Raw genomic sequence first — 26000 nt, 5'->3', positions numbered from 1 at the left:
GGCAGCTCACCGGCGCTGACTTCGACGATTCATCTGATCGCGCGCCGACGGCCACGTCACGCGACAACGGACAAGCGCGGCAGATCGGCGAGTCCAGTGAATCGACTGCGCCGGCAAACGCCGCGAAGCCTGCGGCCGCAACCGACCTGGAAAAAGCGGCCGCGTCACCGATCCGAGCCGCGCGCGCAGCTCCGAGCCAAGTCGCCGGCCAGCAACAAGCTACTGCCCTCCAATCTGCGTCGCCACCGCCACCCACGACGTTGTCAACGCCCGTCACAGCACAACCCACGGTCCAGCCAGCAGAACAAGCGAAACGTGCGCTCCACCGAATCCACCGCGCCCCTAGTCGTCAGCGACAGGAGTCCGTCAATACCGAGACACCAGCATCGACGCAGCACAACGAAGCCACGAAGACCGAACACTCCCCGAAACCTTCGACGCCTGGAAAGACCGGCGACGTTCCACTCTTCTGAAAGAGGCACACCATGAAAGCGAAACCGAACAACGTGACGGTCCTCATGCCCGGCCTGGTCGTCGAAGGCAACATGATCCTCGACCACGGCCTGAGCGTATTCGCGCTCGCAAACGGCGACATCATTTCCACCGAAGGGCTGCTGCACGTCGGGGCCGGCGGTATCGTCAAGGGCAAGGTTCAGGGCGAAATCGTCCGGATCGATGGGCTCGTGGAGGGCGATGTCCACGCGCGCGACATGCTCGAAATCAACGGCCGTGTGCTCGGCAATGTGTTCTATTGCGGCACGATCCGGCTCGGCCAGCAAGCAGCACTCAATGGGCAACTCCGTCGCGTGTCTCGAGAACTCGTGATCGAAAACGCGCCCACCGATCGCGAGGCTGGACAAGAGCGTCTCGAATCGCACGGTGCCGCTCAATGACGACGTTCCGCCGACTTCATTGCGCTACTGATTTCGCCGTTGCATGTATTTGGACGATCCCCTTGATCATCTTCACGGGATACATAGTCTGGAGTCTCGTACCCTTCTTCCAAGACGACGCGAGCTCCCAAATCGTCTGGGGCATACGGACCGCCGCGTACTTTTGCGTTCGAGCGTTCACCGGCGTATGGGTCGGACAATGGGACTTTTTCCCGATCAGGTTCGATCAATTCGATCTCACCGAGTGGGCGTTGCTCTACTTCTGGGGAGTGGTTATCGATCTCGTGCTGGCGTCCCTGGTCCTTCAACTAGGGTTAGTGACAACCCTTTACCTCAATCACTGCGCCTTCGTTGTGGCGGTTCGAGTCCTGCGTTCCCAAACCAGAAGGTAACTCAAATGAAACAATTGCATCTCGTCGCATTGCTGCTTCTAGCAGGTGCCGTAGGACTAGGAATTACAGGGCTCGCAATCAGCCGAGGGGAGTTTCAGTTGGCATCACGCTTGCCCGCCAGCTTGTTCTATACCTGGGCTTGCATCGCGTTGGCAGGTGCGCTGATGTGCTTCTTCCTTGAGGCTAACAGAGACGGGTGATTGCTCCTCGCCCGCCCAGTCTCCGGCCGCTTCACGCGGCCGATTTTTGTTCAATCCCAGACTCGATCACAAACCGCGACACCGCGTTCTTCTTGATCGACGAAATGGTGAGGCTGTCGCGAGCCCGCGTCATCGCGACGTAGAAAAGGCGCCGCTCCTCCGATTCCGGGCTTTTTTCATCGGGCACCACGCCCTCCTCCGATCGGCTGATCCAGACGTGGTCGTACTCGAGCCCTTTTGAGCTGTGCATCGTCGTCAAAACCAGGACGCCGTCGCCCGGCTTGTTGTTGTCCCGCTTCAGAAACTCAATGCGCTCAGTAAACGAGCCATTCAGCCGGCCGACCACGTCGTAGATGCACTGGATCGCCCGGATCGCGACGTCGCCCTTGGCATACGTCATCATCCACTCGTACACCCCCTCGAGCGCGAGCGAATGGAACGATCGCTGACAAAGCGCTTGCCACTCGCCCAGCCGCTTCATGAAGGCACGGTATGCGGTCGCGGTCTCCTCGCGCAGCCCAATGCCGACCAGCTCCTGCTTTTGCAGCTGGACGAAGGCCGTGCCCATGCGTTTGTGCAACGCACCGAGGTCGTAGGAACTCATCCCCATGTACCCCAAGACGGCGTCGATACCGTTCTGCTTGTGGCCTTCGACCACCTGCAGCAGATTGCACATCAGCGCGGCCTGCGGCTTGTTGAGCACGGACCCGCCCGACGCCCGGTAGTACGGCACGCCGTGTGATCGACATACGGATTCGATCGGATCGAGGATCCGGTTGGTCCGCGCGAGAATCGCGCAGCTCGCGCCGGCAGCTAGTTTCGGTTGAAGCGCTTCGACAGCGGCCACCGCGTCGCCATACTCGTCGTCGAACCGACGTGCCGCAATCGCGCCGCCGGCGCCCCGCGCGGCATGAAGGATCTTCGGCATCCGATCGACATTGTTCTGGATCACCCGATCGGCAGCCGCAAGGATCTCAGCGCGACAACGATAGTTGCTCCCGAGCACTACGCGTTGCGCCTCGAACGTGCTCGCGAAGCTCTCCATCCCCCGGAAACCCAGAGCGGCGCGGAATCCGTAAATGCTCTGATCGTCGTCACCGACCACCGTGACATGCGTGCCGGCGCGCGCGTGCAGCTCGACCCACCGGAACTGCAGGGGATCGGTATCCTGGAACTCGTCGACGAGCAGGTCGGTGAACCGATAGGGTTTTATGTCACCGCTCTGCATCCGCTCGACGGCGAGGCGCAACATATCCTGGAAGTCGATCTTGCCGTTTCGTTCGAGCGCGTCCTGGTAGGCGGCGTAGAGCGCGGCCTCGGCCGAACCCTCATCGGCTCGCCCGAAGTTCGTCTTGATCCGCTCGATGACCGGAACAGCCTCTTCAACCTTCCAGTCGTACCCGAGCTCGGCCAGCACGCGCCCAAGCATCCCAAGGCGATCCCCTTCCGATGCGATATCCGGCCGGCCGCGGCCGGGCCGTTGCAGTTGCTTGTACGCGAGCGAGTGGAAAGTGCCGGCGATCAGTCGGCGTTTCGCATCCTGCGGCGCCAGCGCGAGAATGCGCTCGCGCAGCTCGACCGCAGCATCCTTACTGAAGGTAACGGCGCCCACGACCGCTGTCGGATCCTGCAGCAAGAACGCGGCCTTCGTCGCGCTCATCTTGGTCTTGCCCGCGCCGGGGCACGCGATAGCGAGGCAGTGGCGGCGCAGAAGTGCCACCTCGCGCTGTTGGGGATTCAACTCGTCGAGCATGGCACCGGTCTTCCCGATCAATTACCGCGAACGGTGTTCATCAGCTTCAGGTGGGTCGTGTAGCCGCGCAGGCCGATCGGGTGGAACTTACGCAGGAAGCGCACAGTCTCGTCGTCAACGTCGGACTGGTCACGAATACCGTTCCAGACGAGGAAATCGAAGTGATCCATCACCTGGTCGAACTTCAGGATCACGGAAAGCAGGCGCATCGAGAACCGCGAGTACGCCTCGACTTCGATATCGAGCGACGGCTTCGTTACGGTCGGCGCGAATACCGTCTCGCCGCGACCTCGCATTTCGGTTTCGGTCTTCTCGCGGAAGCCCTGCGCGACCTCGAGCTGTTCGTTCACGTAGGCTTCGAGCTGGTCGAGTTGCTTCTCGAACCACGTGCTCACGACTCCTTGCTCATTCGCGCCATAAGTCGCGCGACCGAAGCGCTGCATGTTGATCGTCATCCGATTCAGGTACGGCCACCACTGCTCGAACAACGGCCGAAGACGCGTGTGTTTCATCGTGACCCGCGCGGTCACGACCGCGGCGCCCGACAATTGCTTGTTCATCAGTTCGCGACCGATCTCGCGGCGGCGCTGGATGATTCGCGCGCGCTCTGCGGGCGACAGGTCGCGGAACAGCGTGCGAGTGCGCGCCACCTCCTCGAGCTTGAGCTTCGCCTCATCGCTGCTGATCAGCCCTTCACGCTGCAACACGTTGGCCGAATTCTCCATCTCGTCGAGTTCGCGCTCGACTTCACCATCGTCCGCGCCGTCGGTCGTCTGCCGGGAGTCGCCCACAACCAGGCTATCCTCGGTTGCTGATGCACCGTCGCCCGCCGGCGGGAGAACGGCTACGTGGTCAGGTGCCACGTCCGCAGTATCGGTACCGACGTGCGCTTCTTCGTTGATCGTGCTCATATGGATCCTATATGGTTGACTAACCGCACGTGCGGCTTGCGTCTATTCTTGCGGGCCTATGCTGCGACAGACGTCCAAAACCTGAACGATTTCGCGCGGCTTTCGGGAGCGCCACGGCACGCTGGACGAAAAAAAGCCCCCTCCGGGGGAGAGGGGGCAAGGCTGAAAGCTCTACGGGGAGTCGAGCCTTCTGAGGACCGTAGACCATGACTTATTGTGGCGCGGCCGGGCGGTCCCGTTCGGGGCAAATCGTCAGGTATTTCGACAGCCTTTCCCCGGTACCTGGCGCGCAACCGGTTGCGGGCCTTTCGGCACAAAGCTGTACGAAAATCTGGAGCTTTCCTGGGCTACTGGTATGAAGACGCCGCTTTCCAGAGCAACGCGCCGAGGCATCCGGCAATCGCCAGCCAGTACGGTGCCAGAAGCGGCACAGGCGCGATCAACACCGTGAACGTGACACCGAACACCAGCAAGATTCCGTGCCCGGCGAGATGGAACGACAGCGGACTGACGTAGCCGGCCGCAGCGGCCCTCACCTTGCGTCGAACCGTCCCGTCGATGAACATCGCGATGCCGAACACGAGCGCGCCGAGCAGCCAGTACTTCATCACGGTGAGCCGATAGACCATCCGGTACACCAGTCGCCAGAAATTGTGGACCCACCGACTGGCGAAGTTCGCCACCCCGCCGTCCTCGATCTGCGAATCGTTCGTCGACTCCATGGAGGCCTGCACCAACCCCGTCTCGACGAAGTAGCGCTTGAACGCGCGATTCGTCGCGTCGATTGCATCAGCGGTTCGCGCCTCTCCGAGGCTGGCCGCAACCGATTCGGCCTCGGCATCCGGGATCGCGAAAAGCGTCGGGTCAGGAAGCGCCGGCATGAGTGCAACCGAAAGCAGCGGCACAAAGAAGAACCACATCTTGATGTGGCCGACAAAACGGCTACCAGCCATACACTTCTCCCAAGAGGCCGCCGAGGAGATAGATCGGCAGGACGATCAGGCCCGCCAGGCCGACATAGAATCGCGCCGGCCGGCGATCGATGAACATCGCCAGCGCATACGCCATCGCGTTCCGTCCTTGCTGGAACTCCTTCGGCGGCCGCGCCGCCGGGTCGTCCTGCGCCGCTGCAGTCGTGATCGCGCGATGCACGGTATGGTCATCGACCCGCGTCAGTGTCCGAATCAGAATATGCGTGAGCGACATCGTATTCCTCGAAGTACAGTCGGAAGGTTTCACCCGTCAGCGCGCGTGCCGCAAGCTGGAACGCCGCCGATCGTTGGCTGATGTTCTCCGGGCAGCGCTCGTCGATCATTTCTGGTACATGCTTGTGGCGCGACTCGAACACGGTCACCGGCTCGAACATAGGCGACCAGACGTGGCAGCGCTCGCCGTCGCGCACGACAAAGCGCCGCGCGTACAGCATATGGGCGGACCCGAACAGGCCTTGCATGAACGCGACGTGGGGGTCGCCGGTCTTGCGCACGCGCTTGAACGCAGCAAGGCCGTCCACGAACATCTCCTTGACGAGCGGCTCCGCCTTCCCGATGAAGTGCTCACCGACGAACTCTGCGACACGCGTGCACACAAGCTCGAGCTCGGGCGCAAGGATGAACACCGGGGTCAGGTGGGCCGAAAGTTTGTGCTCGCGAATGATTTTTTTGAATACGGCAGACATGCTTGGTTGTTTAGCCTGTAAGAATTGGAATACGTCCTTGGTACACCGCGCCGCCTGAGATCCGCATGAAATACTGCAGGTTCGGCAGGCTCTGGATCAGGCGAGTCGGGATCAACGGCACTGCTTCCAACTGATGCGACCGCGTCACCGACCCGGTGAACTCGCCGACATGGCCCTCGCTTGCCTTGCTCGTGCTGCTGGAGACGATAAGGTTGCGGATCGCGGTATCCCCCACCTTTTTCGAGAACCACTCAGCCGTGTCGGTATCTTCCAAGCGTAAGATGATCTGATTGTTCAGGTTCCCCAAAACCTGCAGCATTTTTGCGGCATTCCCCAACTTCGCCTCGAGGTCGGCGCGCGTCTGGAACGCCACGAACGCCTTGAAGCCGGCGCCACGGCCCTTGTTCAGGATCTGGATCACCTGCTCGTTTATCGCCTCGGCGATCTCGTCGATGATCAGCACCACCTCAGGCGGCTTGTCGTAGAAGTTGTAGATTGAGCCGCACACGGCTGACACGTCCGCCAGGATCATCGACGCGATCGCCTTCGCGACGATGCTGTTGGACAGCGAGTCGAGGCCGATATGGAGCACCGCCTTCTGACGAATGACCTTCTCGATCGTCCAGATCTCACGTTCGTCCTCGAAGTCATCTACCTTCGGCGCGAGCATCAGGCCCGTTTCGCCTGTTGCAAGCATCTGCAGCAGCGGGAGTGCCGACGCGATGATCCGCATGTAGTGCTCGCGGTCATGCACGTGCGTCGCGATCAGGCCGTCGATCGCCTCGTGGCCACGATCGTTCGCGCCAAAGCGGGCCTGATACAGCGAGATCATCGCGTCGACACGCGTGGAACCTGGCTTGTTCGCGATCTTGACGGTGTCCGCCGTAACCAGCTCCTCCCAATCGGCCAGCCCGCTTTCGATAAAGAATCGCTTGAGCGCCTTCTCCAGCAGCGGATCGATGCCAAGTTGCGCGTATTTGAGGATGGATCGCAGGTTCGGCTTGTCGCCGATGTACAGTTCGCCATTCACCGAGCGGCTGATGAACAGGTAGGCGAAGTCGCGGAACGGTCCCTCCTCCATCAGCTGCGCAATGCGGCTCGGAATCTCCGAAGGCTGCGACCAGCTGTCGAGCGGCTCGAGACGAATCGACTCGGACGGCTTGGCCTGGTTGAAGTAGAGGAACTTCCGGCCGTTGCGGTGCGCCTCTCGCTTCGCACGCTCCTTCCATTCTTCGTCGTTCTTCGGATCGATGTCGATCAATACGTCACCGCATTGAATGACCTGTGTCGTAATAACTTCGTACGTGCGCGTCTTCCCTGAACCGGTCGTGCCACCCACAGCCGTATGACCGCCCATCGCCTTATAGTGGAACGGTACGTAGCCCTTGTTCGCCTCGAGACCGTGAATCCATGACGCGCCTTGCGGCGTTCGATCCCGAATACTGTCCTTCGGCGCAAAAAGCTTCTCGATCATCTCCTCGAAGGCACGGCCCGCCTTGGTCTTCGGTAACCACTTCGGCAGACCCGGGATCTCGGTGGTCGGCATCCGCAGGATGTCATGGGCCATCTGGCAATGCTTCTGCGTCCACTCGAAGCCGGTGCCGAGATACATTGCATTGGCCTGGACCCGCATGCGCTCTTGAATGACCAGCAACGCGGGCACCGCAAGGGTCGTCAGCCATTTTGTCGACAGCCCCATCCGGAACTTCAGCGCGCGCCAGACCTGACCCGAGCGGAACGTCCACAATGCCAGCGCCACGAGCGCAAACGCCCAGCCGTAAGGCATGCCCGAAAACGGAAGAAAGAGCAGCGCTACCAGCCACCCAAACGCAGCCCTGACCTCGTAGATCGGCCGAAAGTGATTGATATAGCCTCTCACGCTCCACGCTCCTGAATCAGCTCACCGATACGCGGCGCCAACGTGACTTCCACTGGCTCGTTGGCGAGCAGCAGGCTCCGGCGCCGCATGTGCTCGATCAGGGTATCGCTCGCGACGCCGTAGCTGCCGATGGTCCGCTTCGACAGGACGAGCCCCTGGTCGGTCCAGCGCACCTTCGCCTTCGCCGTCGCGACGTCCTGCTGCAGCGCCGAAAAGAAATCCACGATCATGCGTGGTGCACCCTTCAGCACCTCATCGAACTGATTGCCGTTTGGCGCGGCGACGGCTGGCTCGCGCCGAATCTCAACCGGATTGACGGCCCCGGCCGGTGGCGGAAGCTCAAGCGCCATCTGCCGCGTGTCCGGGCCTTTCGGCGCCACGTGCTCAGCCGGCGCCGCTGGCGTCGCGGCCGTCGTCGTACCTTCCGGGGCAGCAGCCGGCCGCGAACCTGGACCGGACTGCTCGCCGCCGCCGGCTGCGACGGACGCCGGCGCAAGGACATCTGTCGCAGGCTGCGCCGGCGCAGGTGCAGGTGCAGCCGTGGGCGTCGGCGTGGCCGCCGTCGGCGACACTTCGACCTTCGGCTCCAGTTCCGCCGCGACATGGATAGCAGAGGGAACGGCGAACGTCACCGGCTCGAAAACCGCCCGCTGCGCTTTCCGATCGAAGTCCGCAGCCGTCGCAACCGCCTGCCGCACGACCTTGTGGGTCAGCGACTCGACTCCCATCGGGCTCTGCGTCGGGTTGATGGCCCCAAATATCTCGGCCTGCACTTCGGAATCGAGCCCGCCGAGCAGTTCGGTGCCGACCAGCGCATGCGCCAGCATGCCGGTTCGCATCCGTTCGACCGGAAGCGGCGTAGCGCGACGCGTCACTCGATAGCTCGCGTCGGCGAGCCACGGCCCGAGTGCACCATGGACGGACGGGTTCCAGACCTGCCGGTCCGTTGCGCGCTCTACGTCGAAATGACGATACGGTTCGTCCAGGCCGGAGCAGATCGCCGCGAGAAACACGCCGTAGTTGTATTGCGGCTCAATCCTTCGACGGCGCTCGGACGACAGGTTCGTGCCAAACTTCAACCCACCCGACAGCCGCATTGCGTAGAACGCCGTTTCGACTGTCCATCGGAAAGCGCCGGCCGGCTCCCGGTACAACTCCGGGCTGAACGGTACAGACGAAAACCAGCCTGCACACCGCCGGATCAGTACCATCCATTTCCGGTCGAACTCCTCGCGCGACGATTCATTCGCACATTGAGCAATCAGGTCGATACGGCGTTCGTTACGGATCACGAGCTCTGGTGTGTCTGCCGGTACAAAAAGGCGTGCGTCGATCATCAAAGCATGCCCTTCGTCGCAAGCTTCGTCAGGCTCTTGAACGCCCCGCCGCTTGCGTTGGCGCCGCCACCGAACATCGATGCGAACTTCGGAATTTCGAAAGCGAGGATCAACACAAAGATCGAAAGGTCAAGCGTCAACGAGCCCGCGTAGGGTGTCGTCAGCCCCTTCGAGATCGTGTTCCCGAATGACGTCGCAAGCGTGGCGGTCATCAATCGTTGAAGAATCGCGGCAACGACCATGTACATGCCCGCGCCGATCGTAAAATCGAGCCAACTCTTGAACCATCCTCGCGTGAACTCCGACATGCCAAGAGCAAATGCGATCTTTCCGACCACGATCGCGACGGCCATCTGAATGGTTCCGAGTGACACGTAAAAGAGAAAAACCAACGCTGCAACCTCAAGGAAGACCCATGCGAACAGCAGCGGTAGAAGGTTGATCAACAGTGCGATGTACGTCCACCAGTGCTCTGCCTTCAGTGCTTCGTTGACCGCATCGAATATCGCCCCCGCCGACTTCACCATCGCCAAAGGCAGAGATTGTGCGTCGGTCCCTGACACCGCAATCGCCATGTCGTTAAACCATTTATAGAATCCGGGCGCCCACGTACCGTAGGCGAGATAGACGGACGCGAAGATCCCGAGAATGGCAAGGTCTTCGAACACGCTGCCCCAGGCCGCGACCGGGTCCTTCGTTGCTGCGAATCGGATAAACGCCACGATAATGGTGATGACCGCAAGGCCTCCCGCCATCTTGTCCGAATCTTTGTCGAGCGACTTGCTAACCGTTACGGCGAGATCGATCAGATCCTTCATGATCTTCGTGATCTCTTCGATGGCGGCCGTCGCGCCCTTCGCCACCTCGCCCACCACGTAGCTCGAACTCCATCCAGTTGTTCCCAACTGGGTCAACGTATCCTGCAACGATGCCCGGGCTACCGCGGGCAGCACGAGCGCGACGAGTAGCACGCCACTCAGCAGCCACTGACGGATCATGCTGCGCTTCATTGCGAGGTAATCCCGTAGGCGGCCCGTTCAGCCTGTTGCTTGGAAATGAACTTCTCCGCGTCCGCAGCCTTTTCCTTATCGTCTTCCGCCTGCTGCGCGTCCTTCTGCGCATCCTTCTGGGCTTTCGCCGCGTTGAGCTGGAGTATGTCCGCGTTCTGGCTCGTCACGATGTCGAGGTAGTGCGTCGTGATCTCGGCCGTCGCCTGCTGCGTCGGCGACATCGACAGCTGGGATTGCAACTCCTGTCGCCGTTGCGCCATCTCGGTTGTGTGCTGCATGATGTTCGAGCCCATCTGAAACAGGTTCCGCGCGACCTTGTCGTTCTGCTGGAACAACGTGTTCATATCGGAGAACCACTGTGCGTTCGACTTGCCGGAACGGCTGATCAACCCCTGCACCTGCGTGACCCATTCACCACCCTTCTGCAGGTCCCCGTACAGCCCCTGAAGCGTTCCCACCAGCCCCTTGACCTTGTTGATGTCGCCCGTGATCTGGTCGTACGCGGCTTTCCACGCCGCGGGGTTCAGGTTCTGCGCCTGCAGCAGATCGTTCACCATCATCTGGTACTGGTAGAGTATGTTGGTGTTCTGGTAGATCTCGCCCTTGACGGCCTTGGCCGCCGATATCACGTTCTGCACGTAGTTGATCGGGTCGAACACTTCGAGCGCCGACGCGTGCTGGGCGACGAAGAGGGAGGCCGCGAACGCCGCGGCGCGAAGTGACGGCAAGAGTTTCATCGTGGGGCCTTTCAGTCGAGGAATCGAAATGCCGCCGTACGAGCGGCGCACGGCGTCGTAGGTACGTCGTGCGGCTGTTCCTGAAGCGACCGAAGCGGGCCGCCCGGCGGCGCAATCAGAAGGACGCGAACGGGCGTCCCGATGGCGATCTGGTCAATTTCGTCTGCGGTGAGCGCGAAGAGGTCGCGGTACAGAGACTGCAGGTTGGGAGTCGGATTGAGCTTCATTGGGTCCCTCTCAGTCAACGGTGGCCATTTCTTCGAGATAATCTTCACGCCACGTCGGCGAGCCGGTGGCCAAATGCTTGTCGAGCGTGCGCTGAGCCGCGCCGTCTGCGCGCAAGATCGCGAGCGCTTCCTTCGGGAATTTCGCCTGCAACATCCGGGAGTGATCCGGCGTGACCCATAGGTAGTCGCGGTTGGGAATGCCCTCGCTGATCATGTCGATCTGGTCGTCGGTCAGCCCAAACACGTCGCGATAGAGGCGCTTGTTGTTCCGGGCGTCACGGTTCGGCAGGAAGAAGAAGTTCTGGATGTTCTCCTTCAAGATTTCGAAGTTCGGGACGCGCTCAAGCTGGCTCAGCGACTGCGTCGCCATGACGAGCGTGCCGTTCAGGCCGCGGATCGTGACCGCCCACATTTCCAGCCGTGCATAGAAGCGCGGGTACCGGAAGAAGAAGCCGCACTCCTCGACCTCGATGATCGTGACGCGCTTGCCATCCAGCCATTGCGAGATGCGGTAGAAGGCATAGTCCATGAACAGCGCCGCTGCGACCGGGTAGCTTTCGAACAGCTCGCCCATCTCGATCGCCAGATCGTCCGAAAGAGAGAACGCGTCTTCGACGTGATCGAAGAAACGACCGTTCTTTTCCCCCTTCGTCCAGATCTGCAGGCGCTCGCGCAACTCGACGGGCAACAACGTGGTCAGGAACGAAAGCGTCCAGTACTCCCGGCCATAGCCCTGCGCCAGCGTGACGACCCGCTCGTAAATCGTCCGTTGCTGTTGCGGGCTGCACGTGAAGTCCTCACCGTCGCCCTCAATTGCCATCTGGACCCAGTCCGACACGTACGTGTAGTGCCGCGGATCGGCCAGCAGGGATAGCGGGTTGACCTGTGTCGCGGCCGCAAACTTGCCGGTTGCATCGACGAATTTGCCGTCGGCAAACACGGTCGGGATGCGCGTCGACCGGTTCTTGTCAAACTTGATGCGGCGCGGTTGAAAGCGCCCCGTTTGCGAGACGAGAAAGTTGAGGAAAATGGTCTTGCCGGCACCGATCGGGCCCACAATCAGCGTGTGAGACTTCCCGCTCGGATCGTGCAACGTGACGCGCTGCAGGGTACGATGACGCGTCGGAAGAAGCGTCAGCGGGCCGACCTTCTGTCCGAGCTGCTGCGTGAGCCACTGGTTGACGTCGCTCCCTTCCGCAACACCGCGCACGGGTGCAATGTCGGACACCACCGGCGTTTCGACAAACTGCAGCCGCTTCTGCTGGTCCCACCTGCCCGGCAGCGTCGATGCCCATGCCGCGGCGAGGTTCCGCTTCTCGACGAGCACACCGAAGCCGGCGTTACCGATGCGGCCAACGATTTCGCGCGCGTTGTCGTCGCACTCATCGATCGTCTCCCCATAGACGACTACCGAGATATTCGCGAAGCCGTACTGCTGGCCGTCGGCGATCAGGCGCGCCAGTGCGTTCTCCGCCTCTTCGGCGAGGATTTCACGCCCTTTCTCGTTCTCCATACTTTCCTTTTTCTCATCCTTCGAGAAAAAGCTCTTCAGTACCTTGACCGGGCTGAATGCAGCGACCTTGTAGAACTTGCGCATCTTCTCGATGTACGCCTGCGCCTTGCTGGTCGACAGGAATCGAAACATCACGCACACATCGAACTCGGCGTCGACGTCGGCGAGGACGTCGAGCGCGGCCTCCTGGAACCCCATCCACTCTTTCACGGCGATGATCTTCGCGTACCGCGTGCCGTAGGCGGATTCGAACATGATGTGTTCTGCGCCGTACGTCACGAAGCTCTCTGTCAGGTGCGTGTCGAGCATCGTCACGGGATAACGTACCCGCCGCGGCGGAACCGACGGATTGGCGGTCTGGTGCAGAAAGGCGAGCGCGTTCTGCAGTTGAAGGCGCTTCATCTTGAGGCGGGCTACGCCCCCCTTGAACGCGTCCAGGATGCCTTCGAAGCGCTTGATATCCGACGTGATCCTTTCCATGTCGAACACGAATGCACTACGCGTGAACACCATATCCTTCACAGTCTCAAGCAAGGCGATCGGTACCGACTTGCCGCCCACCGTGATGTGATAGGCGATCTTCTCGAAAAGCTTGTTGATACCCGTCTCGGGCGTATACGCCAGCGCGAGCGAGTGGGTATTGCGGAAGTATTTTCCGCTCCCTACACTCTTCTGGTTGATTGCGTCGACGTGCTGATCCATCACCGATGCGAAGCGTCCACTGATCTCGCCCCGGACGCGACGATGCGACATACGCCACCACGCAGTGATCCGATGATCGAAGTTCTTGCAGGCGTGGTCGAGGTTGTCGCGGGCCGCCGAGATCTCGTCAGTGTTCGGGCTGTCCGCATCCACGCCTTCGAACGTGTAAAGCGTCAACAGTGACCCGTCCTTGTCGAGAACGACTTCGGGGGTCACCATCGTTGCCCACGGGGCGATTTCCTGAATCGCACGACGCTTCGGGTTCGCGCTCACAGCGGCAGCTCCTGATCAAATCCATACGGTCGCCGGAATCGGGCGGCGACATCGGCGGTAGGCAACGGCTCGTGCACATCGGGGTACCGGTTGTAGACGACCAGTACCTCTTTCCACCACGGATCGCTCGACGAAAGCCAACGAAGCACCCAGTGCACGACGATGCCGATGACAAGATAGATCGGCGACATGCTGCTGTAGCAGAGCAGCGCCGTCAGCGTGCCGTTGGCGATTGCGAGTCCGCGATCGGCGCCACCCATCTGGCGCGGCAGCGAAAGCGACCGGCTGACTTTTTTCGGTTCACGCACAGGTGTAGTTGATCTTCAGCTGGTTCTTCACGAGCGCGGTCGCGCAGGACGCAAAGCCGAGACCCACGATCACCGTCGAAAGCAGCTTCCCGAAGTTGCTCTCAGAGTTGGCGATCAGTACGCCACCGACGATGATCAGCACGATGCCGATCCCGAACAGCCACGGCCCACTGACGTACGCTTGAATCAGGCAGATGAAGTTGGCGGCATTGCCCAGATCGCCCAGGTCAACCGCTTTTGCGGGTAGCGCGGCAAACGAGAGGATCAGTGCGATCAGTGTCGAGAGCCGTTGTCCCCGCCCGAACAAATAGCGGGCGGTGTCCAGCGCCTTTTTCTTGATCAGCGAAAACAACGTTTGGATGTGCTTCTTCATCGAAAACCCCGTGTGGTTAGAAAACGCGTTCGAGGACGTAGTCCCCGTCTTTGAAACCCTTGATGGCCAGCACTTCGGACACGTGGCGCAGCTCGCCCGTGCGACGAAGGTGGATGACGTAGTGGAAGCAGTCGGCGATTGCCTTGCGCATGTCGGCCAGCTCCCAACGGCTGCCCGGCGGGATGCCTAACATTGCAAGGCTCTCGAGGCGGCTCAAGCCGCCGCGCGCATCGTTCGAGTGAATTGAACCCATTCCGCCGTCGTGGCCGGTGCTGAGCGCCTGGATGAAGTCGTACGCTTCCCCGCCGCGCACTTCGCCGACGATGATTCGGTCAGGTCGGAACCGCAGGCAAAGTGCAACGAGCACTTGCGCAGTCACCCCCTTATCCAGATTCGAGAGCAAGCGGACGAGATTCGGAACCGTCAGCTTCAGTTCCTTCGTGTCTTCGATCGTGATGACACGCTCGTCGTCCGGGATCGCGCCATTGAGCGCGTTGAGGAAGGTCGTTTTGCCGGTAGAGGTTCCGCCCGCTACCAGGACGTTGGCCCGGCTCCTCACCATTTCGGCGAAAGCTTCTTCCAGCACCTCGTTCTCGGCGCCCCGGGGGAAAATTGCCCGCTCGGCGTCGCGCTTCGCGTGCACACGAGAGAACGCCCCCAGCCGGGTGTAGTCCCCCAATGCCAGATTCGTTTCACGATGTCGACGTATCGCGAGCGCATCACCGTCGATGGCGGTCGGTTTCATGACCGCGGCGATCCGGAGGTTGTCGTGCCCCGCGTTGATGATCCCTTGCGCGGTTCCCCGCAGCGCCGACTTCTCGACGGAGGCTGCGAGCGAATGGATAGCACCGGTCAATGTCATCGGATTGAACTGGGCGTCCAGGCGATGCATCACGCCCCGCTCTTCGACCCAGATGTTGCCCGCGTTGTTGATCAACACTTCGGCGACGTTCGGGTTGTGTAGCGGTTCTTCGATCAACTTCAACGACTCGAAGAACAGCTTCACAGCGTTCTCTTCGAGTCGTGCGACCTTCAGGAAGGGACTTTCGGCAATTTCAGACATGCAGCTATTGTTCAAGCTGGCACATCCGCCAATCGCCTGAAAGAATGGCTAAATTGAGCAGCTTTTCCGCGGCTGGCGAAGTGCGCCGCGGTACGCACAAAGCACGGCATCGCGCGCAACTGGTTGAGGGGGTAAAACCGAAATGCTCCAGAAAAACGTATAGCTTTCTCCCCGCTCTTACCTCTGGACTGGTGGCAGGCGTTTGCGAGGGACCAAAAAAAACCCGGTCACGTGGACCGGGTGTGTTTCAGGAAATAGCGAGCCATTGCAGCCGCTCAACAGACGACTTCGATCGTCTCGCCGAACGGCGCGCGCCGGGCGCGCTTCAGCGGTGTCGTCGACGCCCAAAGGACCGGGTATGCCGGCTCTTCGGTGGGAAACATCCCCTCCATGTCGGTCAGGTACACCAGGAACGCGGGGCGGATGTCCTCACCCTTTATCCGGCGGAACGGATCGACAAACGAGGTGCCACCGCCGCCTTTCAGCGGCGCGAGGTCGACCGGATCTCCCAACTCGAAGACCTGAACCTGCGTCACACGCTCGTCGCAATCGATCACGATCAAGCGACGCGGGCGGATCGCACCGGCAACCGCCAGAATCTCGGCCGCGAACTGCGCCTGCGTTTCGTCCCAGACCGAGCCGCTGGCGTCGCGGACGAACACCGCATCACCCACCTGCGGCTCGTTCAGCGACGGCAAATACATGCCGAGGTGCAGGTAGCGCCGATTCGGCTGCGCCCACGTGTAGTCCGTCGGCACCGCATCCTGCGCGAATCGATGCAGGAGCGACCGCCAGTCGACCACCGGTGCCACGGATTGCTCGACCGCGGCCTGTAACGCGCCTCCGAGCTTCCCGCAGACCTGCGCCGCCTTGGCCGCCTGCAGCACAGCCAGCTTCCACTCGGCTTCCTTGGCCGCCTTATCGGGCCCGGCGTACTGCCGAACTTCCCCGCAAGAATTGGCAGGCCAGGCCGACCGATCATCCGCCGGATCCAACGGTTCAGCGCCCGGCGAGCCAGCGGATTTTCCCGGCTTGCCTCCCGACTGCGGAGGGGACGGCTGGCTGCCGCCCTGTCGCTTCGCCGTTTGCCGAGAATCGTTCAGGCGCTTGCCGTAGATTTCCTCCGCGGACATCCCCTTGAAGCACGGGTCGACGAGCGCACCACGTGGAAGCTGCATGCCGGCATCCAATACGATCGGGTTGATCGCGTAGTCGGCCGCCTCGTTCCAACCTGCCGGATCGCGATATCCCTGCCGCCAACAATGCCCGTTCGCGACGTGCCACACCTCATGGGCGAGCACGCCACGGATCTCCAGGTCGGTCAGGTCCGCCGCATACGCCGGGTTATAGCCCAGCGATTCGCCGTCCGTCCAAAACGTCCTGCAGCTCGGATCCTCGCGGACTTTGAGCCGAAGCGCCAGGGCGCCGATGAACGGGTGGTCGAGTACCAGCGCGGTGCGCTGCTTCGCGATGCGTGCGTCCATGGCGACCTCATGCAGCGGCGAGGAACGACAGACCAGTCGGGGACAGAGCCGAGACCTGGTCGGTCAGCGGCACCGACGGCGCTCCGCCCATGAAAGCCGCCATCAGTCCCTCGATTTCGGTCGCCTTGGTGGCCACCTGCGAACGCAGGACGCTGGACTCCTTGAGCTCGGCGCCGTTGTGCGCGGCGAGGTGCTGCTTCGCCTCCGTAAGGATGTGCGCGAGTTTCGGGTCGTTGCTGAAATTCAGCTTCGGCAACAGATCGCACAATTCGCGTACGTGATTCGCGACGTCGAGGCGGACGTTACCGGACGCGTACAGACGCGAAGCCATCGTCGAGACAGCCTCGTACAGCCGCCCGACCAGGTCGTGGTTTGCGGTCTGGATCGACGCCATCGCATGCTCGTCGATCTCCGTGCGCAACGTAGTCAGGACATCGTTCGGCAGGTCCACACCGAACTGGCTGGCGTCCGGGAACGGCAGCACCGACAACTTGACGCCGAACTTGCCTTTCAGCTCTGCCAGGCTCGGATAGTCCGCCTCGTTGTACAGGGTGTTCATCTCCGCCCTCGCCTGCTCCTTCAGGTCGAGGTAGTTCGTCAGGAAGATCGACACCGCGAGATCGAACTCGTCCTTCATCGCACGCAGTCGGTCGGCCAGCTCCATGTAGACCCTGGTCGGCAGCAAACGCACGCCCAGCTGGTCGTACTTCAGCGTCCGGCCATAGTAGTGCGAGCGAATCCTGTTGCCGATCGACAGCACTTCGGCATAGCTCGGCGCGTGCTCGGGGAGCAGGCGCTTATTGAAGCGTCCGATACCGCGCGCGCGGTGGCTTTTCTCGACCTCCTCGGTGACTTTCCCGTCGTAACGACGGGCAACCCACGTGGAAATTGCGAGGGATGACAACATGACCTTCGACTGCAGATCGGTGATGTTCATGAATAGCTCCAGATAGACAGAAAATGTCGAGACGAAAAAAAACCACGGACCGGAATCGGCCGTGGCAACAGGGAAAGGCACTACGGGGTTTGAAGACGGTTACTCGCCGCGAATGATCTTGCCGATCTCGCCGCCTTGCGCACGAATGAACGCATGGTGGTTTGCCAGCTCGGGCGTGCGCGCAGTGGCATCACGCACCAGCAGCGCCGTAAACTCGCGATGGCCGGCATCTACGAGGCGATCCGCATATCGCAGTACCCGCTCGAAATTGCCGTCGCTCGCCTTGTGTGCGAGCGCGGCGGTGAGCGCGTACAGGATGCTTGGCTCTTCCGGGATGGGGCCCAAATCGGGATTCAGGAGAATCGCGTCGACCGAAGGCAGCGCCCGGTAGATCGCGAGAAAGCTGAGCAGCTCGGTGCCGGCAGCTTCGCCGACCGTCGCACTGATCGCATCAGGCAGCATATCCGCCGGGACAGCTTGCATCGTCTTGGCCAGAAATCCCCATTTGCGGGGACTTGCCGACGCAACGATGTCGCGACTACTACGCTCCTCCCAGAGCAGGCTGGGCCTGAAACGAAGGAACGCGATCAGCTCGGGCGGCACGTTCTGTTGAACCGCCCAGGTCGTCCAGTCATCCACCGTGGCTTCAAGATCGACGACAGCCGCAAAGCGCGAGATCAGGGGATCGAGAATCCCGTTGACCGCAGCGTTGTCTCCGCGGCGATTGGTCGCCGCGACAAACGTGACGCAGTCCGGCAGTTGGTGTTCGCCGATTCGACGCGCCAGCAACAGCTGCATCTTGGCGGCCTGCACCGCCGGCGAAGCCTGGCCGAGATCGTCGAAGAACCAGACCAGTGGACGCGTCGCCGACAGTGCCCTCTCGAGGTCCCCGAAAGGTAAGAATCGAGCATGCGTGCCGTCTGACGACGGAAACGGCAACCCCTTCGAGTCCGTCGGGTCTTCGACAACCGGGTGGCTGATGAGGAGGTCGTGCTCGGCCGCCTTGGCGGCAGCCTCGACGATGTCAGATTTGCCGATACCCGGCCGGCCGGAGACCAGGACCGGGAAGCGATTCGGGATATAGGCGGCAAGCAGCTTGGTAAGACGTGCGGGAGAGAGTTTCATGGGGTTCCTGAATTGAAAGAGCCCCACGGGAACCGCGCCCGGCAGGGACGTGACCCTGCGGGGCGATTGAAGATGCCGCGATGCGGCGAATCGATGCGTCCTGGGACGCCGGTTTGTACTTACGCGCGTGCGCCGAGCAGCGCCGCGGCCTGCTTCGGCGTCAGTGACGATCGCGGGACACTGCTTGAGCGGTTCACGATCATGACGCCGTAGACGTCCGCGAGAACGCGTGCCTCGGCGCAGAGAACGAGCAGCTCATCGGGGCCAGTCGGCACCGGCGAGCGATTGCGCCACACGTTAATGGCCCCTTCGATCTCCGCGATCGAAACGGCGTCCAATCGCAAGGAGGTTGACGCGTCAGGTTGGCTCATGGGTGACCTCGAAAGTATCGCCCCGTGAACGACGCCCTGCGGGGCATGATCCCCTGGGGCTGTAGGTGGCCGCATTGCGGCGGATTCGATGCGTCGATGACGCGGTGAGTAAAGCCAGTGTAGGAGTCGCAATTCTTTGGGTCGGCCGGAAAGATCGAGAAATTCGCGGGGCTTTGAAACCATCCCGTTCCGTACGGACGAAAAAAAACCGGCGCACGTGGCGCCGGTTGTTCAACATCGGTGGGCGAACCACCTCTTACGTCCCAAGCAGGTCGCCCTGAACGTTCACCATCGGAAGGACTGCCTCCCGGATCTCAGCATCGCGCTCACGCATCCGTCGCGTTCGCTCCTCGCCGACACCGTTGTGCTTCTCAACCACATAGATGAAGTACAGCGGCGTTGCCGGTCCCCGCCACGCGGTCCATTCGGCCATGATTCGCGCACGAATCTCCGGCTCGCACGCGAAATAGGACGCACGACCGGCGCGCCATTGCCTTGCGTCGAGATCACGCATTAGCTGCTCGCTCTGGCGGGCCCTGTCGATACGCAGCGCCTTCTCCGCGTCGACGTCCGTCTCGGGTGCCGGCGCAAGCTGATCCGCGAACAGCGGGCAGTCACGCTCGAGCTTCCGAGCAACACGTATGTGCCGATTGAGAAACGCCTGCTCCTTTCGGCGGGTCCAGACGTAGTCTCCGTACCGCACGGTTCGATCGAATCGCATCTTTCGCTCCTCGATCAACCGGCGAACGACGTGAGCCGCGACCGCGCATAGTCCAGCGTGCCATTCGTCGCGTGAAGCGTCCGCGCCTCCGTGGAACCCGGCTTGGCCAACGCGTAGCGCGTCGCCGCACCATGGCGAAAACTGCGGATCTCGGAATAGCCGTCAGCGATCGCGCGATCGACGTGTTCGACACCGGTGATGACGGTGTTGTCGGGCGTCCGATACCGCGCGAGGCCGGCCTGCTGCTTCGCGTCGTTGGCGACCTCTTCGGCGAGACGTTGCGCCTTGGCGGCGTCCTGCTTCGCCTGCCACTCGGCTTGTGCCGCCTCATCGAAGCCGCAGAACGCAAAGATCGCGCGCCACCGGCGGGCCGAATTCAGCCCGCGCAACGACAGCCCAAACTGCTCGCGAAGCACCTGCTTGCTTTGGTCGTTCCGACCGTCGGGGTGATCCAGAAACTTCAGCAGGGTGGCGACGTCACGGGCCTCGACGGCGGCCGCAAACTGGTTCGGCCTTTCGAACGTCGTACGCCCTCGATCCAACCTCGCCATATCGGTCCTCAGGTCATACTGCCGTTGCGAGATCCGCCCTTTCTGTCGGTCAGATTCGAGACTGTCCAGCGCCTTCCTCAGGACCGCGTCCCCAATCAGCTCACGCAAGCGCTCAGCGACAGGAGACATCCCTATACCAACATCCAACGGGCGTTGGTATTGCTCAGGAAGGGCCGGCTTGTCCACGAGGCCATCGGCGAACAGCCTGTCGTCGACGTCGACATACGTGCTGTTCGCCGGAGCGGTCCGCAACGCCTCGACGACCCTCGCGCCGAGCGCCGCGTCGATCGTCCGCTTTTCGTGACGGAAGATCGCCACCGCAGACTGCATGACGTTGTACGGAAGCGAGTTACGAAGAACGGGAACCTCCAGAAGGACGGGGAACCACTCCAGGTCGTACCGGAAGTGTTTTGTGTCGCCACGATAGTCCGCCAACACCGCGTCAGGAATCGGCTGATCCTGGAACAGCGCATAGGCGACGTGGAGCTCGTGTCGACCGTTGACCCCGCCCGACAGCGAGAGACGCGGTCCTTGCGATGTGTAGCCGAAGAGGTCGACGGCGACCTGATCGCAAACATCGGGTAGGCGAAAATTGGATCCGGCGGCACGCGCAGTCTCTACCTCGGCCTCCAGTTGCTCGCCTGACAGCATCCACGCCGGCCGCTTCGCCAGCTCGAACACGAACTGGAAAACTTCCCAGCGCTTGCGGGTGATCTGCCATGGCTGCAGCTGCCTTCCGTCCTTGGTGAACCAGCGGTCACGAAGTTCGGCAAAGATCGACGTGAAGATCGCGTGCGCGGTGCCCGGCTGACGGACGGTCAAAATCCCGTTGTAGCGCAGGATCGGCAGCGCGGTACCACCACGTGTCAACGAGATTTCCGTCGTGTCGTAAGCGGACAGCGATGCGTCGTGGAAGAACACGTGGAAAACGTGCGCCAGGGTGTCGACTTGAATTGCTGCGTTAGGGGTGTGAATCGTGTACATGAGTGGTCGTCCTTGCAAAAGGGGCAACCACCCCATCCGGGCAGTTGCCCCGGATTGGGAGAGAGAGAGGGTGATGCGTCAGTCGAGGTCGAACAATCGCGATACGGCGGCAGCAATTGCCCAGGCATCGGACCGCGAGCGCGCGCCGATGCGAATCACCGGCTGGATGCGCCTATGCCCGTCCATCGCTCGGATCAAGTTCACTTGCACACCAGTCGCCGATTCGAACCGAACTACCGAGACGCAGGTCTGCCCTGCCAGATAAGGTGCTTTCGGCCACGCCGATGTTGCACGGAGCCCGCAAAGTTCTTCGGGTGCAGTCGCGTATTGGTTGGCAGGCAATACCCATTCGGGCTCGAGGCCGCCGTTTCGCAACGCACCGTCGATTTCTGCGGCGACCTCACCCACCGTCTTGCCGACCGGCTCGAACGGCACGCTCGCCAGTTCGACCGGCAAATCCAGTACTTCAGACATGGAAACCCCGAAAATAAAAAGGGCCACACCGAAAGGTGTAGCCCTTGATAGGAAGGTGGCCGCCCAGAGGGTCGGCCGTCAGTTCGATTTAATGCGTGTGGTGACGCAGAGAACGACGTTGGTCGCGCTCCGCCTTGCGACCGCGTTCGCATGCGACGATGCCGTAGCCGCAGAACACCAGCGTCAGAAGCAGTGCAACAGGACCGAAGTACATATTCATTCTCCGTTCATGGAATCCATGCCTACGATGTAGGTTATCACACCGATCACGACCAGAGCAGCGACGTTCATCGCGGTCCAGATCGAGAACTCCGAGATGGCGTGCACGTAGCCGACTAAGCCCACGATCGACGAAACCGTCAGCGTGTGGCAGAACCGCCCGAACTGCTGCCGCTGGTCCTTCGACCAGGACGCGCGAACAAGCCGCGTACCCAAGCGGGACCGCGACGAGGCCGCCGGCGGCACCACCGAGACGACAGCAAAGCTATCCCCAGTCGATTGAATGAGCTTGGCCTCATTCCCATCCCAGGATGCGGTGATCGTCGGCGGCGGCTCGCTGTCGTGCACTACCGCCAGGACGGCACGGACGCGGGCCGAGACATAGACCATGCCCAGATCCGCGTCATAGGACCCGCGATCGATGATCGTCACCCCCGAAGGGTACTCAATGCAGACGTCGACGAATTGCATCAAGCCCCCTATCGCCTGTCGCTATCGAGACCATCCACGAGCCGCAGGCCGCCAAGAAATGCCTGGTAGCCCTCGTCCGTGTCGAGCTGCGCGAGCGGCACGACGTTGTCGCCACCGCCCGACAGGTCACGGCAACCGCGCCGGGTGCGGAACGACACCGCGACATGCTGGCGCGACGTCGAATCCGCAACCTCGAGCATCATCCGGCTGGTGCGCAGGGTGACGCGGCAGCCGCGGCCGGCCTTCGCCGGCTCAGCCACCACCTCGTGCTCGCCCGCGCGCAACCGCAGATCGCGCGCAACACGGTAAAGCATTCGCGTTGCATGTTGGGTCAACGCCGCATCGGACGCGACGCCGCCCGCGCGCCGATCCGCATACAAAACTTTCGGTACCTTGAACATCTTGCCCTCGGAATAAAAAAAGCGAGGCCCCGGACGGGAACCTCGCTATGCAGGAAGAAGCCGGCGGCTGCCGGCGATTAAACGGCTCAGCGCGTGATGCGCATGCCGGCAGAACTGCTGACGAGCATCACGCGATCGCCGGGGGCGAAGCGCTGCTCGTCGGATTGAACGACCACCAACGTCCGCCCGGATCCCGTGCGTACGACGACCTCAAGGCCGGCGTGACGCGCAAGCGATTCCGACAGACGCTGCGAGACGTAGGCCGCACCGGCGCCAGCAAGCGCGCCGGCGATGTACCGCCCGTTGCCGCCACCGATCGTGCGGGAGCCGAGAAATGCGCTGACACCCGCGCTCAACAGCGACGCCAGGCCGGAACGGTCCGACTCGTTGGTGATCGTGATGCCGCGCACGCTGACGACGGTGGCCGCCTCGATTTCACCCGCGCGCTGAACGTCGTAGCGCTGGTAGACGTCGGGAGAGCCGAAGTCATACGAAGCACATGCGGTCAGGGACGCGAGAAGCAGGACAGAGATGAGAAGCTTGAGCATGACGATTGCCTCAAAAAAGAGGGCAATCGCCCGTCAGGGAGATTGCCCTGACAGGGGAGCCGACACGTTGTCGGTGAGAGAAATGCGCACGGACAGAGCCGATGCGATTGGGTCGATGCGCAGATGCGCGAGAAACAGATTCAGTGTAGGACCGCGCGCCGGCGCCGCGCGCCAGAATCATCGAGAAAACGGCCCCGCTTTCCACTGGACGAAAAAAAAGCGCCTGCCCGATTACTCGGGAGGCGCTGGTTGAAGTTGGGTTGGCAATCTACCACGGGATATCCGGGTCCATCGGATCCGCGCCCTTGCGCCGCCTCGACTTCTTCGGCTTTGGTGCGTCATATCCGAAGCGCGCCCACGCGACAGGATCGATCGGTATCGGGCTTGTGCGCCCCGTCTCGAGGTTCACAAAGCTGCCCGAATACTTCAGCGACCCCGTCCGATAAAGCGTCCAGAGTAGGTTGTAGGCCTGTACCGAGATCGCCTGATTGATGACCAGGGACTGCTTGCGCAGGGCATCAGCCATCGAGCAGGACGGCGCGTCGTCGTCCTTGTCGTTCTCGGCGTTCAGCAGGTCCGGGAACAGATCACCCACATGGGGCAATCTGTCGTGCCGGGCCCGGCCGAGCTCGCCAAGGATGACCTGGCCGCGATCCGTCTCATTCCCGCAGTCGAGGTAGTAACGACAACTCCCCCGCTTCGCTGCCCGCACAATGGCGTGCCGCGCGCGACGTGAGTCGACGCAACCCACCACGATGTCGGCGATGATCCGCACCGACGAATCGACACGCCGCGGCTCCGCAACCCAGTTGGTACCCATCAGGTTGTTGAGCCGATTCACGAGCAGCAGCGCCTTGTAATGCCCGACGTCATTGGGATAGAACCCCTGCCGCCCGACATTCGTCTCGCTTACCGTGTCATCGTCGTACACCGTGCACTCGAGCCCGCCAGGGTGGCCGAGCTCGATCATGGCGTGATGCAACCGCGCGAGACTGGGAAGAAATGCGCTCCCGGTCCCGCCGGCTCCAACAACCACGACACGCCACGGCCGACGGATCATGTCGGCCGGAATACTGTGAGTGATCACCTCGCTCATCACACCACCTCCGTCGTCAGCGCGGCCGCCCATGACTCGGGAACGCGTTCGAACTTCTCGAAGATTCCTTTCGCGCAAAGCCGCAGCGCGACCGACGGCGTACGATCGCAATCGCCCAGCACAAGCGCAAACTTCACGTCGTGCTTGTCATCCTGATTGTCCGTGCGCGAGAAGAACGCCTGGCCGGTGCCATGGGAATGGCAATCCACCACCAGCCATTCGTCATCTGCCAGTCGCGGACGCTCATAGACCAGATGCCCCGGCCCGTGCGACAGTGAAGGCAACGCAACGATACGGAACTCACCGGTCACGCTGTTCCAGACAATCCACGCGCCGACCTCGTTTGGCAACGCCGCCCGGGCCATCGCATGAAACTCCGCGACGAGCGTGACGGGAATCTGCCCGCACAAGAGCACCGTCGTCTCTTCGACGTTCCCGTACGGGACAGCCGTCGAGACCGCGTACTGCGCGATGCGACGCACCACGTGCACCCAGGGACGCGAGATTTCGAGATAGACGCCATCCGATGCGATGAGCAGACGCTCACCCGAACGCGCCATCGGGACAACGGCCTCCCGCGACGGAACCATCACCGAGGGGAACGACTGCTGAAGAACGGTATCGAGCGGATTCATGCATTCCTCCCGAGTTGGCCGTTCACCAGCTGCTCGAGCGTCCGCCTCATCGGGACCAGCGCGTTGAGCGGAAACGTCTCGCCGAACTTGCCGTCGAGCATGTCCCGCCAGAACGCGTACTCGCCGTCCTTGTACTCGATGCGTTTACCGCCGGCGTTCGGATGCGTGAAGGCCGAGTCGAAGAACCCGGCTTCCCAGCCATCGATCGACGCCACATCCACACGCTTCGGAACCCGCGCGCTACCGATGCAGATCCGACCCATGTCCCAGGTGTTGAAGTACGGCGGCTCGAACAGCGGCGTCTCGCGTACGGGGCGATCGCTGCATGCCACCGCAAACACGGAAAAACCCTGATTCGAGGCCTGGAACACCAACCCGGGATTCGGAACCACGGCGCTTCGCTTACCGAGGCTCTCGCATTCGAAGAACACCCGGCGCATCGCTGGCGGACACCACCACGTGACTGCTTCTGGCGAGACCCCGAGCACCGTCGCTGGCAAAAACTCCGCCCGCGGGGCAACGTGTTCGGCGAGATGCTGAAGCGTTTGAACAAGCACCTTCCGGTCAAGCGGACGACCGGCGCCAATGACGGGTCGACCGCTTTTGCGGTCAGCGATGACAGCGTGGGCTGTCGCAAAGTGCGCGCCATCCTTGCCCGTATAGAGCAACAGCGCTTGCGACAACGCGACATCAGAGCCGGTTCTACCGGCCGAGATACCAGACATAACACACTC

29 protein-coding genes are annotated in these 26000 nt (G+C 61.8%); 1 reads left to right on the top strand and 28 read right to left on the bottom strand.

The window, feature by feature from the left end; translation table 11 throughout:
* Positions 1-485: 485 nt before the first annotated feature.
* Positions 486-893 (top strand): polymer-forming cytoskeletal protein, encoded by a 408-nt coding sequence (locus HWX14_RS16790; RefSeq protein WP_151062603.1) that lies wholly within the window; start codon positions 486-488, stop codon positions 891-893.
* Positions 894-1516: 623 nt separating this feature from the next.
* On the opposite strand, the gene HWX14_RS16785 is transcribed toward HWX14_RS16790, so the two are convergent.
* The 28 genes from HWX14_RS16785 to HWX14_RS16655 all read right to left on the bottom strand — a co-directional run bounded on the left by HWX14_RS16785 (position 1517) and on the right by HWX14_RS16655 (position 25991).
* Positions 1517-3238, bottom strand: coding sequence for an ATP-dependent helicase (locus tag HWX14_RS16785; protein WP_151062604.1), 1722 nt, complete (start codon positions 3236-3238; stop codon positions 1517-1519).
* A gap of 17 nt (positions 3239-3255) precedes the next feature.
* Positions 3256-4149 (bottom strand): hypothetical protein, encoded by an 894-nt coding sequence (locus HWX14_RS16780; RefSeq protein WP_062911853.1) that lies wholly within the window; start codon positions 4147-4149, stop codon positions 3256-3258.
* Positions 4150-4496: 347 nt separating this feature from the next.
* Positions 4497-5102, bottom strand: a complete 606-nt coding sequence (locus HWX14_RS16775) for a DUF4400 domain-containing protein (RefSeq protein ID WP_006757252.1) — start codon at positions 5100-5102, stop codon at positions 4497-4499.
* Positions 5092-5355, bottom strand: a complete 264-nt coding sequence (locus tag HWX14_RS16770; protein ID WP_062911852.1) for a hypothetical protein — start codon at positions 5353-5355, stop codon at positions 5092-5094. Before HWX14_RS16770 ends, HWX14_RS16775 begins: the two co-directional genes overlap by 11 nt.
* Positions 5309-5827 carry a hypothetical protein gene (locus HWX14_RS16765; RefSeq protein WP_062883856.1) on the bottom strand — a complete coding sequence of 173 codons (519 nt, stop codon included), beginning with the start codon at positions 5825-5827 and terminating at the stop codon, positions 5309-5311. Before HWX14_RS16765 ends, HWX14_RS16770 begins: the two co-directional genes overlap by 47 nt.
* 10 nt (positions 5828-5837) lie before the next feature.
* Positions 5838-7706 carry a conjugative transfer system coupling protein TraD gene (gene traD / locus HWX14_RS16760; RefSeq protein ID WP_151062605.1) on the bottom strand — a complete coding sequence of 623 codons (1869 nt, stop codon included), beginning with the start codon at positions 7704-7706 and terminating at the stop codon, positions 5838-5840.
* Complete coding sequence (locus HWX14_RS16755; protein WP_151062606.1) at positions 7703-9043, bottom strand: TraI domain-containing protein; 1341 nt, start codon at positions 9041-9043, stop codon at positions 7703-7705. Before HWX14_RS16755 ends, traD begins: the two co-directional genes overlap by 4 nt.
* On the bottom strand, positions 9043-10053 hold the full coding sequence (locus HWX14_RS16750; protein WP_062911850.1) for a type IV secretion system protein: 1011 nt from the start codon (positions 10051-10053) through the stop codon (positions 9043-9045). Before HWX14_RS16750 ends, HWX14_RS16755 begins: the two co-directional genes overlap by 1 nt.
* Positions 10050-10790, bottom strand: a complete 741-nt coding sequence (locus HWX14_RS16745) for a hypothetical protein (RefSeq protein ID WP_062911849.1) — start codon at positions 10788-10790, stop codon at positions 10050-10052. The genes HWX14_RS16750 and HWX14_RS16745 overlap by 4 nt, the downstream gene beginning before the upstream one ends.
* A gap of 11 nt (positions 10791-10801) precedes the next feature.
* On the bottom strand, positions 10802-11017 hold the full coding sequence (locus HWX14_RS16740; RefSeq protein ID WP_062911848.1) for a hypothetical protein: 216 nt from the start codon (positions 11015-11017) through the stop codon (positions 10802-10804).
* A 10-nt stretch (positions 11018-11027) separates the two neighbouring features.
* Complete coding sequence (locus HWX14_RS16735; RefSeq protein WP_151062607.1) at positions 11028-13505, bottom strand: VirB4 family type IV secretion system protein; 2478 nt, start codon at positions 13503-13505, stop codon at positions 11028-11030.
* Positions 13502-13813: a VirB3 family type IV secretion system protein gene (locus HWX14_RS16730; protein WP_076889324.1), complete on the bottom strand. Its 312-nt coding sequence runs from the start codon at positions 13811-13813 to the stop codon at positions 13502-13504. Before HWX14_RS16730 ends, HWX14_RS16735 begins: the two co-directional genes overlap by 4 nt.
* Complete coding sequence (locus HWX14_RS16725; RefSeq protein WP_151062608.1) at positions 13806-14186, bottom strand: TrbC/VirB2 family protein; 381 nt, start codon at positions 14184-14186, stop codon at positions 13806-13808. Before HWX14_RS16725 ends, HWX14_RS16730 begins: the two co-directional genes overlap by 8 nt.
* Before the next feature lie 16 nt (positions 14187-14202).
* Positions 14203-15249 carry an ATPase, T2SS/T4P/T4SS family gene (locus HWX14_RS16720; RefSeq protein ID WP_062911845.1) on the bottom strand — a complete coding sequence of 349 codons (1047 nt, stop codon included), beginning with the start codon at positions 15247-15249 and terminating at the stop codon, positions 14203-14205.
* Positions 15250-15524: 275 nt separating this feature from the next.
* Positions 15525-16733, bottom strand: a complete 1209-nt coding sequence (locus HWX14_RS16715; protein ID WP_151062609.1) for a VWA-like domain-containing protein — start codon at positions 16731-16733, stop codon at positions 15525-15527.
* 7 nt (positions 16734-16740) lie between these two features.
* The gene (locus HWX14_RS16710) at positions 16741-17670 is read right to left on the bottom strand and encodes a hypothetical protein (protein ID WP_151062610.1); all 930 of its coding nucleotides are present in this window, start codon (positions 17668-17670) and stop codon (positions 16741-16743) included.
* 99 nt (positions 17671-17769) lie between these two features.
* Positions 17770-18795, bottom strand: coding sequence for an ATP-binding protein (locus HWX14_RS16705; protein ID WP_151062611.1), 1026 nt, complete (start codon positions 18793-18795; stop codon positions 17770-17772).
* 119 nt (positions 18796-18914) lie between these two features.
* Entirely contained in the window at positions 18915-19166 is a 252-nt protein-coding gene (locus tag HWX14_RS16700; RefSeq protein ID WP_151062612.1) for a DUF3717 domain-containing protein, read from the bottom strand.
* Between the two features lie 256 nt (positions 19167-19422).
* Positions 19423-19887 carry a hypothetical protein gene (locus HWX14_RS16695; protein ID WP_151062613.1) on the bottom strand — a complete coding sequence of 155 codons (465 nt, stop codon included), beginning with the start codon at positions 19885-19887 and terminating at the stop codon, positions 19423-19425.
* 14 nt (positions 19888-19901) lie between these two features.
* A complete protein-coding gene (locus tag HWX14_RS16690) occupies positions 19902-21422 on the bottom strand; it encodes a hypothetical protein (RefSeq protein WP_151062614.1) in 1521 nt (506 codons plus the stop codon).
* 78 nt (positions 21423-21500) lie between these two features.
* Positions 21501-21896 carry a hypothetical protein gene (locus HWX14_RS16685; RefSeq protein WP_151062615.1) on the bottom strand — a complete coding sequence of 132 codons (396 nt, stop codon included), beginning with the start codon at positions 21894-21896 and terminating at the stop codon, positions 21501-21503.
* 88 nt (positions 21897-21984) lie between these two features.
* Positions 21985-22116 carry a hypothetical protein gene (locus HWX14_RS36770; protein WP_257737063.1) on the bottom strand — a complete coding sequence of 44 codons (132 nt, stop codon included), beginning with the start codon at positions 22114-22116 and terminating at the stop codon, positions 21985-21987.
* Positions 22113-22586 carry a hypothetical protein gene (locus HWX14_RS16680; protein ID WP_124680441.1) on the bottom strand — a complete coding sequence of 158 codons (474 nt, stop codon included), beginning with the start codon at positions 22584-22586 and terminating at the stop codon, positions 22113-22115. Before HWX14_RS16680 ends, HWX14_RS36770 begins: the two co-directional genes overlap by 4 nt.
* 8 nt (positions 22587-22594) lie before the next feature.
* Positions 22595-22987, bottom strand: a complete 393-nt coding sequence (locus HWX14_RS16675; protein ID WP_151062616.1) for a hypothetical protein — start codon at positions 22985-22987, stop codon at positions 22595-22597.
* A gap of 86 nt (positions 22988-23073) precedes the next feature.
* Entirely contained in the window at positions 23074-23535 is a 462-nt protein-coding gene (locus HWX14_RS16670) for a hypothetical protein (protein WP_151062617.1), read from the bottom strand.
* A 268-nt stretch (positions 23536-23803) separates the two neighbouring features.
* Positions 23804-24631 carry a PRTRC system ThiF family protein gene (locus HWX14_RS16665; RefSeq protein WP_151062618.1) on the bottom strand — a complete coding sequence of 276 codons (828 nt, stop codon included), beginning with the start codon at positions 24629-24631 and terminating at the stop codon, positions 23804-23806.
* Positions 24631-25266: a PRTRC system protein A gene (locus HWX14_RS16660; protein WP_151062619.1), complete on the bottom strand. Its 636-nt coding sequence runs from the start codon at positions 25264-25266 to the stop codon at positions 24631-24633. Before HWX14_RS16660 ends, HWX14_RS16665 begins: the two co-directional genes overlap by 1 nt.
* On the bottom strand, positions 25263-25991 hold the full coding sequence (locus HWX14_RS16655) for a PRTRC system protein B (protein WP_062911837.1): 729 nt from the start codon (positions 25989-25991) through the stop codon (positions 25263-25265). Before HWX14_RS16655 ends, HWX14_RS16660 begins: the two co-directional genes overlap by 4 nt.
* Positions 25992-26000: the final 9 nt, after the last annotated feature.

The sequence above is a fragment of the Burkholderia sp. BCC0044 genome, from assembly GCF_902832955.1.
Classification (GTDB): Bacteria; Pseudomonadota; Gammaproteobacteria; order Burkholderiales; family Burkholderiaceae; genus Burkholderia.
This window is presented reverse-complemented; position numbering and strand designations above follow the sequence as displayed.

Excerpts from the sequence above, each read along its gene's own strand:
- HWX14_RS16680 (WP_124680441.1), bottom strand. The coding sequence starts at position 22,586 with ATGCAATTCGTCGACGTCTGCATTGAGTACCCTTCGGGGGTGACGATC.
- HWX14_RS16685 (WP_151062615.1), bottom strand. The coding sequence starts at position 21,896 with ATGTCTGAAGTACTGGATTTGCCGGTCGAACTGGCGAGCGTGCCGTTC.
- HWX14_RS16785 (WP_151062604.1), bottom strand. The coding sequence starts at position 3,238 with ATGCTCGACGAGTTGAATCCCCAACAGCGCGAGGTGGCACTTCTGCGC.
- HWX14_RS16770 (WP_062911852.1), bottom strand. The coding sequence starts at position 5,355 with ATGTCGCTCACGCATATTCTGATTCGGACACTGACGCGGGTCGATGAC.
- HWX14_RS16790 (WP_151062603.1), top strand. The coding sequence starts at position 486 with ATGAAAGCGAAACCGAACAACGTGACGGTCCTCATGCCCGGCCTGGTC.
- HWX14_RS16765 (WP_062883856.1), bottom strand. The coding sequence starts at position 5,827 with ATGTCTGCCGTATTCAAAAAAATCATTCGCGAGCACAAACTTTCGGCC.
- HWX14_RS16755 (WP_151062606.1), bottom strand. The coding sequence starts at position 9,043 with ATGATCGACGCACGCCTTTTTGTACCGGCAGACACACCAGAGCTCGTG.
- HWX14_RS36770 (WP_257737063.1), bottom strand. The coding sequence starts at position 22,116 with ATGAATATGTACTTCGGTCCTGTTGCACTGCTTCTGACGCTGGTGTTC.
- HWX14_RS16705 (WP_151062611.1), bottom strand. The coding sequence starts at position 18,795 with ATGAAACTCTCTCCCGCACGTCTTACCAAGCTGCTTGCCGCCTATATC.
- HWX14_RS16775 (WP_006757252.1), bottom strand. The coding sequence starts at position 5,102 with ATGGCTGGTAGCCGTTTTGTCGGCCACATCAAGATGTGGTTCTTCTTT.
- HWX14_RS16690 (WP_151062614.1), bottom strand. The coding sequence starts at position 21,422 with ATGTACACGATTCACACCCCTAACGCAGCAATTCAAGTCGACACCCTG.
- HWX14_RS16740 (WP_062911848.1), bottom strand. The coding sequence starts at position 11,017 with ATGAAGCTCAATCCGACTCCCAACCTGCAGTCTCTGTACCGCGACCTC.
- HWX14_RS16715 (WP_151062609.1), bottom strand. The coding sequence starts at position 16,733 with ATGGACGCACGCATCGCGAAGCAGCGCACCGCGCTGGTACTCGACCAC.
- HWX14_RS16655 (WP_062911837.1), bottom strand. The coding sequence starts at position 25,991 with ATGTCTGGTATCTCGGCCGGTAGAACCGGCTCTGATGTCGCGTTGTCG.
- HWX14_RS16670 (WP_151062617.1), bottom strand. The coding sequence starts at position 23,535 with ATGCTCAAGCTTCTCATCTCTGTCCTGCTTCTCGCGTCCCTGACCGCA.
- HWX14_RS16780 (WP_062911853.1), bottom strand. The coding sequence starts at position 4,149 with ATGAGCACGATCAACGAAGAAGCGCACGTCGGTACCGATACTGCGGAC.
- HWX14_RS16660 (WP_151062619.1), bottom strand. The coding sequence starts at position 25,266 with ATGAATCCGCTCGATACCGTTCTTCAGCAGTCGTTCCCCTCGGTGATG.
- HWX14_RS16725 (WP_151062608.1), bottom strand. The coding sequence starts at position 14,186 with ATGAAGAAGCACATCCAAACGTTGTTTTCGCTGATCAAGAAAAAGGCG.
- HWX14_RS16720 (WP_062911845.1), bottom strand. The coding sequence starts at position 15,249 with ATGTCTGAAATTGCCGAAAGTCCCTTCCTGAAGGTCGCACGACTCGAA.
- HWX14_RS16745 (WP_062911849.1), bottom strand. The coding sequence starts at position 10,790 with ATGAAACTCTTGCCGTCACTTCGCGCCGCGGCGTTCGCGGCCTCCCTC.
- HWX14_RS16750 (WP_062911850.1), bottom strand. The coding sequence starts at position 10,053 with ATGAAGCGCAGCATGATCCGTCAGTGGCTGCTGAGTGGCGTGCTACTC.
- HWX14_RS16675 (WP_151062616.1), bottom strand. The coding sequence starts at position 22,987 with ATGTTCAAGGTACCGAAAGTTTTGTATGCGGATCGGCGCGCGGGCGGC.
- HWX14_RS16695 (WP_151062613.1), bottom strand. The coding sequence starts at position 19,887 with ATGCGATTCGATCGAACCGTGCGGTACGGAGACTACGTCTGGACCCGC.
- HWX14_RS16710 (WP_151062610.1), bottom strand. The coding sequence starts at position 17,670 with ATGAACATCACCGATCTGCAGTCGAAGGTCATGTTGTCATCCCTCGCA.
- HWX14_RS16700 (WP_151062612.1), bottom strand. The coding sequence starts at position 19,166 with ATGAGCCAACCTGACGCGTCAACCTCCTTGCGATTGGACGCCGTTTCG.
- HWX14_RS16665 (WP_151062618.1), bottom strand. The coding sequence starts at position 24,631 with ATGAGCGAGGTGATCACTCACAGTATTCCGGCCGACATGATCCGTCGG.